We start from the raw sequence: 14,819 nt of genomic DNA on the forward strand, positions 1-14,819 counted from the left end.
GACCGCCGCCGGCCACCCGGCGTCCGGTGGTGGTCACGGTATCCGCTGATGCGGTTCCTGGTCCGGCGGCTGGCGGTCTCCGTGCTGCTCGCCGTCGGAGTCACCCTGGTCACCTTCGTCCTGACCAACATGGTGCCCGGTGACCCGGCCACCGCGAACCTCGGCCAGCAGGCGCTCTCCAACCCGGCGATCGTCCAGCAGTTCCGGGAGGAGCACGGCCTCGACAAGCCGTTGCCGGTGCAGTACGCGACCTACATGGGCGGCCTCGTCCGCGGAGACCTCGGCGAGTCGCAGCAGAGCCACCGCCCGGTCGCCGACGACCTGCAGGAGTTCGTCCCCGCGACGTTCGAGCTGGCCGGCACGGCGCTGCTGGTGTCGCTGCTGGTCGGCGTCGCGTTCGGAGTGATCGCGGCGTTGCGCCGGGACCGGCTCGTGGACCAGGTCCTGCGGGTGACCAGCCTGGCCGGCGTCTCGGTCCCGACGTTCTGGCTGGCGCTGCTGGCCTTCTACCTCTTCTTCTACAAGTTCGGCCTGGCGCCGGGCTCCGGCAGGCTCTCCCCGGCCATGGCGCCTCCTCCGCACACCACCGGCCTCTACACGGTGGACGCGGCGCTCGCCGGCCAGTGGGACGTCTTCGCCAGCGCCGTCGGCCACCTCGTTCTGCCCGCGCTGGTGCTCGCCGCTTACACGATCGGCCTGCTCACGAGGTTCACGCGGTCGGCCGTGCTGGAGGTGCTCGGCCAGGACTACGTGCGGGCCGCCAGGGCCAAGGGGCTGCCCGGCCGCACCGTCCTGTTCCGGTACACGCTGCGCGCCGCGCTGGTGCCGGTCATCACGGTGGCGGGGCTGGCCTTCGGCAGCCTGCTGTCCGGCACCGTGCTCGTCGAGGCGATCTACGCCTGGCCCGGCATCGGCGAGTACGCGTACAAGAGCGCGACCACCCTCGACCTGCCCGCGGTGATGGGCGTCGGTCTCGTCGTGGGCGTGATCTACGTGGTCGTCAACCTGGTGGTGGACATGCTGTACGGCGTCATCGACCCGAGAGTGAGGCACACGTGAGCCGCCGGGTACCGGAGGCATGGCGCAAGCCGCTCGCCGTCGTCGGCCTCGTCATCGCGGCGGCATGGCTGGTCGTGGTGCTCGCCGCGCCGCTGCTCGCGCCGCACGACCCGCTGAGCCAGGCATTCCCGCGGCTCCAGGCACCGAGCGGAGCGCACTGGTTCGGCACCGACGAACTCGGCCGCGACGTCCTCAGCCGGGTGCTGTACGGCGCACGCCTGTCCATCCCGCTCACCCTGCTGCTGGTCGTGATGTCCGTCGTCATCGGCGGGCTGCTGGGGGCGTGCGCCGGCTACTTCGGCCGCTGGCTGGACGAGACGATCATGCGGGTGGCGGACCTGGTGTTCGCGTTCCCCACCGTCATCCTCGCGATGGCCGTGGCCGCCTCGCTCGGCGCCAGTCTGCGCAACGCGGTGCTGGCCGTGCTCGTCGTCTCCTGGCCCGCGTACGCCCGGGTCACCCGCGGCCTGGTGCTCGGCGTCCGGTCCCGCGAATTCGTGATCAGCGGGCGGCTGCTCGGGTTCTCGGCGTGGCGCTCGCTGCGCACCGACGTGCTGCCGAACGTGACCGGACCGGTCCTGGTGCTGGCCACCCTCGACATCGGCACCCAGCTCCTGCTGCTGTCGGGACTGTCGTTCCTCGGACTCGGCGCCAAGCCGCCCACCGCCGAATGGGGCTCGATGGTGGCTTCGGCCACGCACGTGTTCGACAAGTGGTGGGTCGGAGTGTTCCCCGGCCTCGCCATCCTGACGGTGGTGCTGGCCTTCAACTTCCTCGGTGACACGATGCGCGACGCGCTCGACCCGCGCACCGCACGGGCGATCAAGGAGCGAGCGCTGTGACCCTGCTGAACATCGAGGGGCTCACCGTCGAGCTGGGGGGACGGCAGATCATCCGCGGGGTCGACCTCGTGCTGGAACCGGGCCGCATCCACGGGCTGGCGGGCGAGAGCGGCTCCGGGAAGACCATGACGGGGCTGGGTGTCATGGGACTGCTTCCGCATGGCGCGCGCACCGGCGGGCGGATCCTGTTCGACGGAACCGACCTGCTGGCCCTCCCGCCCAAGAAGATGAACGCGCTGCGCGGCAGCGAGATCGGCATGGTCTTCCAGGACCAGTCGACGAGCCTGCACCCCATGCTCTCGATCGGCCGCCAGCTCACCGACCACATGCGTCACCATCTGAAGCTGGACAAGGCCGAGGCGCACCGCCGCGCGGTCGAACTGCTGACGAGGGTGCGCATCCCGGACGCCGACGGCGCGCTCAGGCGGTACCCCCACCAGTTCTCCGGCGGCATGCGCCAGCGCATCGCGATCGCGGCCGCGCTGGCCTGCGACCCCAAGGTCCTGATCGCGGACGAGCCGACCACCGCGCTCGACGTGACCGTCCAGGCCGGCGTGCTGCGCCTCCTGCGCGGCCTGTGCGACGAACTCGGACTCGCCGTCCTGCTGGTCACCCACGACCTGGGCGTCATGTCGGCGGTGGCCGACACGATCAGCGTGATGCGGGCGGGCCTGCTGGTCGAGACCGGCGCGCGTGCCCAGGTCATGCGCGAGCCCGCCGACCAGTACACCCGAATGCTGCTGGACGCGCTGCCGGAGCGGAGCACTTCATGAAACTGCTGGACGGCGCCGAACCGGCGCCCGCCACGTCGCTGCTGGCCGTCGAGAACCTGGTGGTCGACCATCGCAGCCCGGACCGGCCCCCGGTGCGGGCGGTGGCGGGTGTCGACCTGTCCGTCGCGCCCGGCGAGGTCGTCGGCCTGGTCGGCGAGTCGGGCTGCGGAAAGTCCACGCTGGCACGCGCCATCTGCGGGATCGTCCGCCCGTCCGGCGGTTCCATCGGGTTCGAGGGCCGCCCGGTGACGCCGCTCGGCCTGCGCCGCCGCGATCCCGCGCTGACCCGGATCCAGATGGTGTTCCAGGACCCGTTCGCGTCGCTGAACCCGCGCCGCCGGGTCGGCGGCCAGATCGCCGACGGCCGGCGCGGCGGCCCGACCCCTGGCGAGTTGCTGGAACGGGTGGGGCTGTCGGCCGACATGGCCGCCCGCTACCCGCACGAGTTCTCCGGCGGGCAGCGGCAGCGCATCGCCATCGCCCGCGCCCTGGCCGCCCGCCCCTCCCTGCTGATCGGCGACGAGCCGATCTCCGCGCTGGACGCCTCCGCCCAGGCGCAGGTCGCGGGGCTGATGCGGTCGCTGACCCTCGAGTCGGGGGCGGGGCTGCTCTTCATCAGCCACGACCTGTCGGTCGTCCGGATGATCGCGGACCGGATCGCGGTCATGTACCTGGGCAAGATCGTCGAGATCGGCCGTACCGCCGAGGTCTGGGCCGACCCGAAACACCCCTACACCCGGGCCCTGCTGGCCGCCATCCCCGCGCCGGACGGCGCGGGCACGCTTCCCGACGAGTTGCCCGGCGACGTGCCGGACCCCGCGTCGCCGCCGTCCGGCTGCCGGTTCCACCCGCGCTGTCCCCACGCCATGGAGATCTGCTCGCAGCGTGAACCGGTGCAGGAGCGCGGGGTGGCCTGCTGGCTCTACGACTCGGCGCCGCAGTGAGCGACGACCGCATGGAGCGGGTGCGGGCCCGCATGATCGAGCACGAGGTGGACGTCCTCGTCCTGCGGCCTTCCTCGAACCTGCGGTACCTGGCCGACTCGGCGCGGCACGGCTTCCTCGTCATCACGCCGGACGGCCCGCCCGCGCATGTTCCCGATGCCTCGTCCCTGATCCCGGTGGGTGCGCGGGTCGCCATAGACCCCCAGATGCCCGCGCACGAACTGCTGTCCATCCAGGAGCGGCTCGGCCCCCAGACTCTGTTCGCCTCGGCCGAACCGCTCCTCGCACCACTGCGGATGCGCAAGTCCGACGCCGAGATCGCGGCCATGGAACGCGCGGCCATCGCCGCCGACCGGGCCGTGGCGATGGCCGCCGAACTGCGCTGGTCCGGCACCACCGAACGAGAGATGGCGCGGCTGCTGCGCCTGCTGCTGCTGGAGACCGGCCACGACGAGGTCACGCTCGTCACCGTCGCGGCGGGGGAGCACTCCGCCGCCCCGTATCACCGGCCCACCGAACGGGTGATCAACCCGGGCGACGCGGTCCTGGTCAACATCGGCGGACGGCACGAGGGCTACTGCTCCGACATCACCCGGATGTTCGTCGTGGCCGAGCCGCCCGAGGACTTCGAGGCCATGTACTCCGTCGTGCTCGCCGTCCACAGCGCCGCCTGCGAGGCGGTGCGCCCCGGTGTCACCGCCGCCGAGATCGACGAGGTTTGCCGCACCGCCATCGCGGCCAGCGGGTACGGGCTGTTCTTCGTCCATCGGACGGGCCACGGGGTCGGCCTCGACCAGTTCGAACCGCCCTACCTGACCTCGGAGGACCAGACCGTCATCGAGCCCGGCATGACCATGTCCGTCCAGCCCGCCATCTACCTTCCGGGACTGTACGGTGCGCGGATCGAGGACGTCGTCGTCTGCACCGACATCGGAGCCCGCCGCCTGAACCAGAGCCCGCGCCTGCTCATCGTCACCGACCGCTGAACGAGCGCCCTCCCCGGGACCGCCTCAGCGCCGAGCCGGTGAGACATGATCTCGCCAGGTCTACGGGCACCCTTACGCGCTGGGCTGGTCGTCCTCGAGGACGCTGCGAATCCGGCTCCATGCGTGTTCGAGGTCGGTGTCGGGTGCGGGTTCGAAGACGAGCACGCCGTCGCCGAGATCGAGCGTGAGGACCAGATCGCCCGCTTCGGTGAGCATCGGCTCGCTCGTCTCCACCCCGTACGGGGCCTCCAGGACGCTCATCTCGGCGTCACCGCGCGGATCGAACATCAGCAGTCCCGGCGCCACCCACAGGGCACCGCGCAGCAGAGCGTTCTCGGGCACGGCGACCCGGTCGTACGGCAGCGGCCCGCACAACCGGCCGATCAGGCAGAGCCGGGGGCGCCGGCCCGCGGTCAACTCGGCCACGATCTCGTCGGTGTCGCCGAGGCCTGGCGGGATGACGTAGAACGCCAGCCCTGGCCGTGGACCGGTCAACTCGCGACGGTACGAACGCAGCGACGGACGGCGCCGGAACATCCGATCGGCCACGGGCCGCAGGAGCAGGCCACCGGCGAACCCCAGCGCGGCGCAGACGAGGGCCGAGACGACGAAAGACAGCACGTCGGCTTAGCCTCGGCCTGTGGTTGCCGCGTGAACGGCACCGGCCCGCCCGATGAGCCACCCCTTGAAGCGCCAACGCGTACACGCATCGGAACGGTGCGGCCGACGGCTCCGGATGCCCGCACCTGCGGTGTCCGTTAGAGGAACAGTCAAAGACACCCCTCCTGCGCGAACGCGAGCAACTGTCGGAAGTCTGAAATCCCGACCATCGGATTGAAAGTCCGGGGCTGTTATACCAGAGCGGTGCTCTGGGGTTCCGCATCGGTTCGGGTGGGCTGATGCCCTTGGCCTTGATCAGCTTCGCCTGTTCCAGTGCGCTGAGATCGTGGATGGCTCAGGTGGTCTCCGAGGGGTGCACGGGGCAGGTCATGCCGGACATTGATCGGAGCGCGCGACGGTGCTGGCGGAGCTTCAACTCCTCCTCGTCCACCAGCGTGAGCATCGGCTGGCCCGGAATGCACATCATCACGACGACGAAGCGGCTCCACTCGCCTGCGAGGTTGTTCGCGGCCTGGTAGTGGATCACGTCACCGCCGGGCTCCCAGAACGCCTCTCCCGCGCGGACGACCCGCTCGGGCTCGCCCTCCAACTCGAAGATCATCTCCCCTTCGAGCATGTAGCCGAAGACGGGACCGGCATGGCGGTGCGGAGGGGTGCCCGGGTCGCCGGGCGGGAGTTCGATGAGGACGGTCGACGCGCACGCCCCCTCGGGAACATGGGGGTGCTGTTCCTGAAGGACGGTCAGGACGGTGTTGGACGGTGAACTCTGCATGCTCGGAGGTTAGGCGCCGAACGGTCCATCCGATTGGGCCGTTCGAGCCGCGGAAGATTGGGCCGATTGGTCAGGAGCGATGAAGGCGCTCAAGGCAGGTGACGAGGGCCTCGATCGCCGCCGCGTATCTGGACGCGGAGGGGGCGCCGTAGCCGACCACCAACGAGGTGCGCGGCCGGACGGGAGCCGAGCGCAGGTACGCGCTCAAAGGGTGGAGCTCGACCGACGCGGCGCGCAGTTCCCGGGTCACGGTCATCTCGTCCGGTGCCCCCGCGGGTAGTTCGAGGATGGCCTGCACGCCCGCCTGGACTCCGAGGAGGTGCGCGCCCGGCAGCCGCGACCGTACGGCCTTTGCCAACAGGTCGCGGCGCCGCCGATACTCGCGGCGGACCGTGCGCAGGTGCCGGTCGTAGTCGCCTGCCTCGATCATCCGGGCGAGCGCGAGCTGTTCGAGCGGGCTGGTTCCGCGCGCCCGGCGCTTGGCCTCGGTGAGCGGATCGAGAAGATGCGGGGGGCAGGCGATCCACCCGAGCCGCACTCCGGGTCCCAGGCTCTTGCTCGTCGATCCCGCGTAGACGACCCTGGTCGGACGGCGGGCCTGGAGCGCGCCGATGGGACGCCGGTCATAGCGGAACTCTCCGTCGTAGTCGTCCTCGACGATCCAGCCGAGTCCCTCGTCCGCCCAGGCGAGCAGTTCGGCGCGGCGCGCGGGCGACATGCTCATGCCCAGCGGAAACTGGTGCGCCGGCGTGCAGACCAGGGCCTGCGCGCCGGAGGCGACCAGGCCGCTGGAGGAGACCCCGTCCGCGTCGATGGGAAGATCCGCGACGTCCAGCCGGGAGGCGACGATCGAAACATGGTCGCCGACGGCCGGGTCCTCCATGCCGACCGTCCTCACCCCGAGCTGGGCGAAGACCTCGGTGAGCAGGCCCACCGCCTGCGTGAACCCGGAACAGACGATCAGGTGGGACGGGTCGACGCGGACGCCGCGCACCCGCCCGAGGTAGGCGGCGAGGGTCCGGCGGAGCTCCATCCGCCCCCGCGGATCGCCTGCTCCGAAGGTGTCGGCGGGTGCCTCGCCCAGCACGTGGCGCATCGCGCGGGACCAGGCGGCACGCGGGAAGGTGTGGGTGTCCGGGCGGCCGGGGCGCAGGTCGTGAGACGTCGGCGACGCCGTGGAGGAGGGCCTCCGGGCGATCGCGGACGTGGAAGCGCCGGCGGCGACGCGGGTGCCCGACCCCGAGCGGGCGGTGAGCCACCCCTCGGCGACGAGCTGCTCGTACGCCGCCGCCACCGTGCCCCGCGCCAGACCGAGGTGGAGGGCGAGGTCCCTGCTGGAGGGCAGGCGCGTCCCGGTGGGGAGCCGCCCGTCCCGGATTGCGCTCCGCAGGGCATCCTCGACGGCCTGGCGGCGCCTGCCGCGAGCGGGCACGTCCAGCAGGAGTTCCAGGCCGGCGGGCCGCTCGAAGCGTGCATCTCCAGCCGGGTCCAAGTGGTCCAATCCTTCGCTCGTCGAATGGCCCATTTTATTGGGGGCGTTCGTTTCTACGGTTGCGGTACCCATGCGGCCGCCATCTCGGCGCTGTTCCGTGTCATTGGAAGGATCTCGCTGTGCATGTCTTTGTCGCCGGTGCCACCGGGGCCGTCGGTGCCCTCCTGGTGCCCCTTCTGATCGATGGCGGGCACCAGGTCACCGGGACGGCCCGCACCGAGGCGGGCCTTGGAAGGCTGCGTGCTCAGGGGGCGGTGCCGGTCCAGGTGGACGTGTTCGACGCCGACGGGCTCCGCGGCGCCCTCGAGTCCGCGTCACCGGACACGGTGATCCACCAGTTGACCGCCCTGGCCGGGGGCTCGCCCGCGGACAACGGCCGTATTCGCCGGGAGGGCACCCGCAATCTGGTCGACTCCGCCAGGAACGCCGGCGTCAAGCGCATCATCGCGCAGTCGGTCGCATGGGCGTACGAGCCCGGCGACGGGCCGGCCGACGAGACCGTCCGCCTCGACAAGGCGGACCCGTCCAGAGCGACCCTGGTGGGCGGGGTCCGCGCGTTGGAGGAGGCGGTCGCGGAGTTGGAGGAGTATGTCGTCCTGCGGTACGGCGTCCTCTACGGGCCGAGGACCTGGTACTCGCCGGGCGGGATGGCCGCCGACAAGCTCGCCGGACGGCTTCCCGCCGACGCTCCGGCCGCCGTGCTGCTCGGGGGCCTTCGAGCCGACGACGCGGTGACCTCCTTCGTGCATGCGGCGGATGCCGCGAGGGCGGCGGTCGACGCTCTGGACTGGCCGAGCGGCGTGGTCAACATCGTCGACGACGAGCCTGCGGCGGGGCGGGACTGGCTGCCGGTCCTGGCCGATGTGCTCGGAGTCCCCGTGCCGCCCGCCGAGACCGGCGGAGCCCGCTGGCAGCGCGGTGCCCGCAACACCCGGGCCCGTTCCCTCGGGTGGCGGCCGCAGTACCCGACCTGGCGTTCGGGTTTTCCCGCGATGCCGTCCTGACGCGGACCGCAGGACGGGCGGACGTCGCCGCCGGCGGCGGCGCTCATGACCGGCGCGACGGTGGCTGCGGCGTCGCCGCTACGGGCCTGCCGAGCGGCCCACCACCACGTGAGGACGGCGAGACCGTGTTCTGCGTGTCGACGAGCGGCGCCACGGCGTACTGCGCCATGTACGGGGGCATGATCTGATCTGCGGCGACGGCCGATCCTCGACTCCGATGACTCGCTCACGCGCCTTGGTCGGCGGTGCGCGCGGAACTCAGGAACGCGGCGATCTGGGTCGTGCCGGTGCGTTCCAGCCAGGTGTCGAAGTCCATCGCGGCGGGGTGGATGCGCCGGGTGGCGGCGATGTCCGTCCGGTAGCCGAGTTCGTTGAGCCATTGGTTGGCGTAGGCGAAGTCCTCGCTGACGTTCCGGATCGTTTCGAGCGGGATCTGGACGTACGGCAGCGGGATGCCGAGCGCCGTTCCGATGGCCTCGGCGACCTGGACCGGGGTGAGCTCCTCGGCGGCCAGGGAGACCGCCCGGCCGATCCACTCGTGCGGCTCGGCGAAGGCCGCCGCGGCGATGGCGCCGACGTCGTCGACGGCGATGAGCTGCTGGACGGTGTCCGGTGCGACTCCGCTGGTCAGGGTTCCGTTCCGCAGCGCATAGCCGCCGGTGAAGTTCTCCATGAAGGACACCGGCCGCAGGATCGTCGCAGGGAGGCCGAACTCGGCGATGCGCTGCTCGATCCGCCACTTGCTGACCAGGTTCACCGGCACCTTCTCGCTGAGATGACGGTCCGCGCCGGCGACCGAGGTGAACACCAGGTGTCCGACGTCGGCGGCCTGCGCGGCTTCGGCGACGTTCACGCCCCAGCGCACCTCGTCCTCGGTGGTGAAGTCCGGTGCGGTGCCCGGTGAGCCGACCGTGGGCTGCACGCTGAACAGCCCCCATGCGCCCTCGGCCGCGGAGACCAGGGAGCCGACGTCCTCCATCCGTGCCCGCACGATCTGCGCACCGGCCCGCACCAGCGCCCGGGCAGGGGCCGCGTCCGGATCGCGAGTGAGCGCCCGCACCCGCCAGCCGTCGCGCAGCAGGTGACGTGTCACGGCCCTTCCCTGCAACCCGGTCGCTCCTACCACCGCGACCGTCTTGTTCGTCGATGCCACTGTCATCTCCTCAGGTGAAGCCGCAGAAGGGCGTCCCGTCCCACAAGTGGGGTGCCACCCCAGTTAGTGGCCGCTACGATATGGGGGGCCACCCCGTTTAGCAAGCAGTCAGGAGCCGCTCATGGCCGACGCCGACACGCCACCCGGGCAGCAGATGCGTGCCGACGCCCGCCGCAACGTCGGCCGGATCGTGGCCGCCGCCGAGGCCCTCATCGCCGAGCGCGGCGCCGAGGCGTCCCTGGAGGAGATCGCCCGCCGGGCCGGAGTCGGCTCTGCCACCCTGCACCGGCACTTCCCCACGCGGTGGGCGCTCCTGGAAGCGGTCTTCAAAGACCGGGTCGCGGCACTCTGCGCCCAGGCCGACGCCCTGGTCACCGCCGCCGATCCGGGAGAAGCGCTGTTCACCTGGCTCCGCGCCGTCGGCGTCCACGCCGCGGCCAACCGCGGACTGAGCACGTCGCTGACGCGCCACGGTGGCGACCCGACACTCGGCGGCACCTGTCACGACATGGTGGTCAACGCGGGCGCGCAACTCCTCACCCGCGCCCAGGCGGCCAACGCCGTGCGCCCTGAGATCACCATCGTCCAGCTGCTGAAACTCGTCGGCGCCATCTCCCTGGCCAGCGAGCACGAAGCCGACGGCCCCTCCGAGGCGGACCACCTGCTGGCGATCGCCATCGACGGAGTCCGGCCGCGCTGAGCAGCCTGCGAACGCGCGTTGTGCGAGGTCGGTCCACCGCGCATCCGATGACCGTTCGACCGAAGTCATCGATCACAGGAACCGTCATGACCCGCAGACGAGAGGGCGAGGGGCCGCATCCGTGTACCAAGTTCCGTGTCACCAGGTCGAAAGGCCGCTCATCGACCAGGCGCTCACCGATATCGAGGGACGGACCTTCACACGTTGGCACAGGATGCACCTGGGGCACGAATACCGCCCCGAAGCGTTCGCGGAGATCTGCGATGAACTCCTGGATCACGTCGCGGCCTGCGCCCGGTTCGACCCGGCGCTGTCGGGGCCTCCGGCGCGCTCCGCCCTGCGGACCGCGGCGGAGTGCGCGGCGGCCGTCCTGGACCGCAGGCTCTGGCCCAACGGCGACTTCGAGGTCGACTTTCCCGTCCTCACAACCCGGTATGGCGCCACAAAGCTCACCAGCCCCGAAACGTCCTACTCCATGGACGAGTCCCGGACGCCGCCGGTCACCGAATGGGCCCGGTCGTTCGCCCTGTGCCTGATCAGCAGCGCCTTCGAGGTGCCGTGGCGTCGGAACATGGTCCTCAGGTTCGACGTCGCGCCCGAGATCCACGTCTCGCCCACCGAACCCGCGGCCGCGCTGGCCGAGATGGACGCGCTGGCCGACTACCTCGTCGACGGCGACGAACCCCCGCTGGTCGCCAAACCCGACCGCCAGGCCCGCGTCCGCGCCGCGCTGCGGCTGGACGCGGCCGGGCCGCTGACCCCCGACCAGCACCTCCTGCGGGTGCTGCTCGACGACGACCAGGCCGCCTTCGAACAGGCCCTGGCCGACCGCCTCGACCGCTACCGCGAGGACATCGGCGACGATCCCGCACCCCGGACACTGCTGCCCCTCACCGCCATCGCGCTGGCGAACCTGGCCGTCCTCGCCCACGGATGGCGCCTCGACGTCCGCTCCGGCTACCTGCCCGAAGGACTGCTCCCCGAGCCCTCCGCCGCCGGGCCGCCTGCACCGGAGCCGGTGGTCGTTCCGACCCGGCACAGTCCGTCCGACGTCGGCGACCGGTTGCACGATCTCTACGAGCACCTCACCGGCGCCCAGCAGCGGGCGCTGCGGATGATGCCTCTCAATCCCGGGCCCCAGATCTCCACACCCGCCCTCTCCGCTCTGCTCGGCCTGCCCGCCGCCGAAGCCCTGGCCACGGCGGAGGCGCTGACCCAGATGTCACTGGTGGAGGTGGGGGAGCCGTACGGGTGGTGGCGTCTGCGCGACTCCGCCCGCACCTTCGTCACCGCCCTCGGCCCCACTGAAGCCGGGGAGCACGACAACGACGCGCTCGCACGGCTGCTCGAGCACTACCGGGCCGCCGCCGTCGACGCCGACCATCAACTCCGTCCCACCACCCGCGATCGCAGGCGGATGTTCACCGGACGAGGCGACGCGCTGGTCTGGCTGGACATCGAGCTGCCCAACCTGATCGCCGCGGCGCGAACCGCCGCCGACGCCGGACGTCCCGGCGTCACCCGTCACATCGCCCTCGCTTTGGGCGAGTACCTGAACCTGCGGAACCGCACCGCCGACACACTCCAGGTGTCCACCCTGGCCTTGCAAGCCGCCCGCCAGACCGGAGACGAGCCCGCCCAGGCCGACGCGCTCAACGGGCTCGGCATCGCGTTCCGCCGCCTCCAGCGTTTCGAGGAGGCCGTCACCGCGCACACCGACGCCGCGGCCCTCTACCGCCAGAACGATGATCGGCCCGGTGAGGCCCGGGCGCTGAACAACCTCGGCAGCGCCCTGCTCGTCCAGCAACGCTACGAAGAGGCCATCACCGCCTACACCGACGCCGCCGCCCTCTACCGAGAGACCGGAGACCGGCGCCGCGAGGGTCTGGCCCTGAACAACCTCGGCAGCGCCTTGCGCGACGTGCGGCGGTTCGAGGAAGCGATCACCATGCTCACCGAGGCCGTCCAGATCTTCCGCCAGGCCGGAGACCGGCGCCGCGAAGGCCTGGCCGTCAACAACCTCGGGAGCGCCCTCAAGGGGACCGGGCGGCTGGACGAAGCGATCACCGCCCACGCCGACGCCGCAGAGATCTTCCGCCGGACCGGCGACCGACACGGCGAAGCCACGGCGTGGCACGGGCTGGGGCTGGCCCGGCATGCGGCGGGCCGGCCGGACGAAGCCGCAGCGGCGATCGAGAAGGCGGCCTGCGCCTACCAGGAGGCCGGTGACCAGCACTGGCACCAGCGAACACTGACTCTTTTGGACCAGATCAGAGCCCATCGGCACGACGGCAGGTAGTACCCGCGCTCGGAGTCGCCGGTCTTTATGGACATGGCATGGAGAAGCTCAAAACCTGGGCTCTCGTGAGTGGCGCTGAACCGGGGTGGTTAGGTTCACGGCGAACGCAGCCGCCCGTCCCGACGTCATGAAGGAGCACCGTTGCCCAACGGGAACGAGATGCCGCTCAAGGTTCCTCCCGGCTATGACCTGGACATCGCCCGAACCTGTTCCTTCGTCGTCAACGTAGCCTGCGAAATGTGTGAACAATGGAAGGCCGAAGGCAAGCCGGGTGCCCCCTCGTTCTCCTGGACGCCCTCGGACAGCTGCCCCATCACCGGTCCCGCCTTCCCGCTCGACCAGTGGACGTTCCGCGGCCCTTTCTGGAGTAGTTTCACCCCGGTGGCCAAGAAGATCTCGGAACCTTTCGCGGTCTTCGCCTACGGGCCTGACAGCAATACCGTGTACCTCGCGTTTCGCGGGTCGCAGACGGACGACGACTTCATCATGGACGCCAAGGCCGATCTGGTGCCCTATGACCCGCCGACGAGTACGCCCATCAGGAACATCCGGGTGGAGAAAGGGTTCAGTGAAGTCTTCAACGGTTTCGACCAGGGCACCTTTATGGGAGAGTTGTCGCAGATAGCCCAGAGCGGCGCAAGGCTCATCGTGACCGGGCACAGCCTCGGCTCGACCCTGGCGACCCTGATCGTGCCGCTGGCCTGCTCAGCGGGAATACCCGTCGCCAAAATCCTTCATGGCAATCAGGCCAGCCCCAAGGTCGGGGAGTCGAATTTCAAGGACTACTACAACGACCTGAGCGTGCAGACGTTCCGGCTGGTGAACTACTACGACGAGGTGCCGAAAGCTGCCGCCGGGACCGTACGAGGCGGTCGGCGTCGAGGCCCTGTTCGGTGCCGACTATGCGAACGAGGGGGAACGTCACAATCCCTGTTGTTCGTACTCCTACGCCCTGTTCAACCCCGACACGCCCTACAACCGGGGCATTGATACGTGCATGTCCCAGTCGAATCCTGACATGCGCATACCCTGAAACGCCTGGCACCGGCGGTGCCGCATCCCCGACAGGAAATCAGATGTCGGCTTCGACGGCGAAGGTGTTGCCGTCCGGGTCCTGGAACCAGGCGATACGCCCGCCACCGGCCCGAGCGGTGATCCCCTTGGCGTCGTGTTCGTACTGCTCGTAGCGGACGAACTCGACGCCGGACGAGGTGAGTTCGTCCACGATCTGGTCGATGTCGTCGACGTACCACGTCGCCAGTGTGGCCGGGGTCTTCCCGGCGGTGACCGACTGGTACACGTTCAGCGCCGGCCCACCGCCAGAACCGTAGACGCGGCTGCCCCCGGTGATGTGAGCGCTGGGGCCCGAACGCAGCACCGGCAGGCCCAGCCTGCCTTCGTAGAACTCGGCCGCCTTCTGTATGTCGGACACGGCGATCGAAGTCCTGAGCTCGTGCGTTCTCAAGGGCATGAGTCACTCTTTCACAGTTCCGGAACTCGGCCGTGGCCCTAGGGGAGGTGCGGATGAGGTATCTGGTCTGCGTCCCGGTCGTCGCAGACCATGAGCAGGAGACTGGCGCGATCCTTGCTCAGGGAGCGGCATTTGTGGGGGGTCGTGGCCTTGAAATAGGCGGCGTCTCCGGCATCGAGTTCGATGGTCTGGGACGGGAGAATGAGTTCGGCGCGTCCCTGGTGGACGAAGAGGAACTCCTCTCCCGGATGGTCCCGGAAGGGAAGCGGACCGGTGTCGTGCGGCGGGTAGAGCATGAACGGCGTCATCCGCTTGGCGCTGGCGTCCAGCGCGATGCCTTCGTAGCGGGAGGCGGTCTCGTCGCCCGAGGTGAGCGGAGGCCGCTCTCCGGCCCGGGTGACGGTGACCTCGGTCAGTTCCGTGGCCTCGGCGAAGAGCGTGTCGAGCGGGACGTCCAGGGCCTTGGCGAGCGAGACGCAGACGGCGATCGACGGGATGCTCCGCCCGCGCTCGACCTTGGAGAGATAGCTCTTCGTGACGCCGGAGCGCTCGGCCAGTACCTCCAGCGTCATCAGCCGCTCCTTGCGCAGCCGGCGCACCCGGTTGATCACTGAGTTCTTCCTTCCCGCGTCCCCCAGCCACGTTGCCAGCCGGAAATCCCAGTATGTCCCTCGGTGGGCCCGGGTGAGCCCTGCGCGTCCCT

General features: G+C 70.5%; 15 protein-coding genes. 9 read left to right on the plus strand and 6 right to left on the minus strand.

The window, feature by feature from the left end:
• Nucleotides 1-48: 48 nt before the first annotated feature.
• From AB0H37_RS17365 to AB0H37_RS17385, 5 genes are read left to right on the plus strand one after another with little or no spacing between them, the layout of a single operon-like run.
• A complete protein-coding gene (locus tag AB0H37_RS17365; protein ID WP_229810367.1) occupies nucleotides 49-1,059 on the plus strand; it encodes an ABC transporter permease in 1,011 nt (336 codons plus the stop codon).
• Complete coding sequence (locus AB0H37_RS17370) at nucleotides 1,056-1,901, plus strand: ABC transporter permease (RefSeq protein WP_179835542.1); 846 nt, start codon at nucleotides 1,056-1,058, stop codon at nucleotides 1,899-1,901. Before AB0H37_RS17365 ends, AB0H37_RS17370 begins: the two co-directional genes overlap by 4 nt.
• Entirely contained in the window at nucleotides 1,898-2,674 is a 777-nt protein-coding gene (locus AB0H37_RS17375) for an ABC transporter ATP-binding protein (protein WP_179835541.1), read from the plus strand. The genes AB0H37_RS17370 and AB0H37_RS17375 overlap by 4 nt, the downstream gene beginning before the upstream one ends.
• Nucleotides 2,671-3,618 (plus strand): ABC transporter ATP-binding protein, encoded by a 948-nt coding sequence (locus AB0H37_RS17380; RefSeq protein WP_360613674.1) that lies wholly within the window; start codon nucleotides 2,671-2,673, stop codon nucleotides 3,616-3,618. Before AB0H37_RS17375 ends, AB0H37_RS17380 begins: the two co-directional genes overlap by 4 nt.
• Nucleotides 3,615-4,604 (plus strand): M24 family metallopeptidase, encoded by a 990-nt coding sequence (locus AB0H37_RS17385; RefSeq protein ID WP_329089604.1) that lies wholly within the window; start codon nucleotides 3,615-3,617, stop codon nucleotides 4,602-4,604. Before AB0H37_RS17380 ends, AB0H37_RS17385 begins: the two co-directional genes overlap by 4 nt.
• A gap of 72 nt (nucleotides 4,605-4,676) precedes the next feature.
• Here the strand turns inward: AB0H37_RS17385 and AB0H37_RS17390 are convergent, their stop codons facing one another.
• From AB0H37_RS17390 to AB0H37_RS17400, 3 genes are all read right to left on the minus strand, one after another.
• Nucleotides 4,677-5,225 (minus strand): hypothetical protein, encoded by a 549-nt coding sequence (locus AB0H37_RS17390; RefSeq protein WP_360613676.1) that lies wholly within the window; start codon nucleotides 5,223-5,225, stop codon nucleotides 4,677-4,679.
• 334 nt (nucleotides 5,226-5,559) lie between these two features.
• The gene (locus tag AB0H37_RS17395; protein WP_329089608.1) at nucleotides 5,560-5,997 is read right to left on the minus strand and encodes a cupin domain-containing protein; all 438 of its coding nucleotides are present in this window, start codon (nucleotides 5,995-5,997) and stop codon (nucleotides 5,560-5,562) included.
• Between the two features lie 70 nt (nucleotides 5,998-6,067).
• Complete coding sequence (locus tag AB0H37_RS17400; RefSeq protein WP_360613678.1) at nucleotides 6,068-7,489, minus strand: PLP-dependent aminotransferase family protein; 1,422 nt, start codon at nucleotides 7,487-7,489, stop codon at nucleotides 6,068-6,070.
• A gap of 119 nt (nucleotides 7,490-7,608) precedes the next feature.
• Between AB0H37_RS17400 and AB0H37_RS17405 the strand changes: the two genes are divergently transcribed.
• Entirely contained in the window at nucleotides 7,609-8,493 is an 885-nt protein-coding gene (locus tag AB0H37_RS17405) for an NAD(P)-dependent oxidoreductase (RefSeq protein ID WP_360613680.1), read from the plus strand.
• 226 nt (nucleotides 8,494-8,719) lie between these two features.
• Here the strand turns inward: AB0H37_RS17405 and AB0H37_RS17410 are convergent, their stop codons facing one another.
• Complete coding sequence (locus tag AB0H37_RS17410; RefSeq protein ID WP_360613681.1) at nucleotides 8,720-9,652, minus strand: NmrA/HSCARG family protein; 933 nt, start codon at nucleotides 9,650-9,652, stop codon at nucleotides 8,720-8,722.
• 115 nt (nucleotides 9,653-9,767) lie between these two features.
• On the opposite strand from AB0H37_RS17410, the gene AB0H37_RS17415 reads away from it, so the two are divergent.
• From AB0H37_RS17415 to AB0H37_RS17425, 3 genes are all read left to right on the plus strand, one after another.
• The gene (locus AB0H37_RS17415; protein ID WP_329089616.1) at nucleotides 9,768-10,346 is read left to right on the plus strand and encodes a helix-turn-helix domain-containing protein; all 579 of its coding nucleotides are present in this window, start codon (nucleotides 9,768-9,770) and stop codon (nucleotides 10,344-10,346) included.
• 214 nt (nucleotides 10,347-10,560) lie between these two features.
• Nucleotides 10,561-12,645: an Imm49 family immunity protein gene (locus AB0H37_RS17420; RefSeq protein ID WP_360613683.1), complete on the plus strand. Its 2,085-nt coding sequence runs from the start codon at nucleotides 10,561-10,563 to the stop codon at nucleotides 12,643-12,645.
• Between the two features lie 141 nt (nucleotides 12,646-12,786).
• Nucleotides 12,787-13,635, plus strand: a complete 849-nt coding sequence (locus tag AB0H37_RS17425) for a lipase family protein (RefSeq protein ID WP_360613685.1) — start codon at nucleotides 12,787-12,789, stop codon at nucleotides 13,633-13,635.
• 82 nt (nucleotides 13,636-13,717) lie between these two features.
• On the opposite strand, the gene AB0H37_RS17430 is transcribed toward AB0H37_RS17425, so the two are convergent.
• Together AB0H37_RS17430 and AB0H37_RS17435 are read right to left on the minus strand one after the other, a co-directional pair.
• Nucleotides 13,718-14,077, minus strand: coding sequence for a VOC family protein (locus tag AB0H37_RS17430; protein ID WP_360613687.1), 360 nt, complete (start codon nucleotides 14,075-14,077; stop codon nucleotides 13,718-13,720).
• 77 nt (nucleotides 14,078-14,154) lie between these two features.
• Nucleotides 14,155-14,727: an XRE family transcriptional regulator gene (locus AB0H37_RS17435; protein ID WP_329089624.1), complete on the minus strand. Its 573-nt coding sequence runs from the start codon at nucleotides 14,725-14,727 to the stop codon at nucleotides 14,155-14,157.
• Between the last annotated feature and the right edge of the window lie 92 nt (nucleotides 14,728-14,819).

Origin of the sequence: Actinomadura sp. NPDC023710, from assembly GCF_040639875.1 — a bacterium.
GTDB classification, from domain to species: domain Bacteria; phylum Actinomycetota; class Actinomycetes; order Streptosporangiales; family Streptosporangiaceae; genus Spirillospora; species Spirillospora citrea.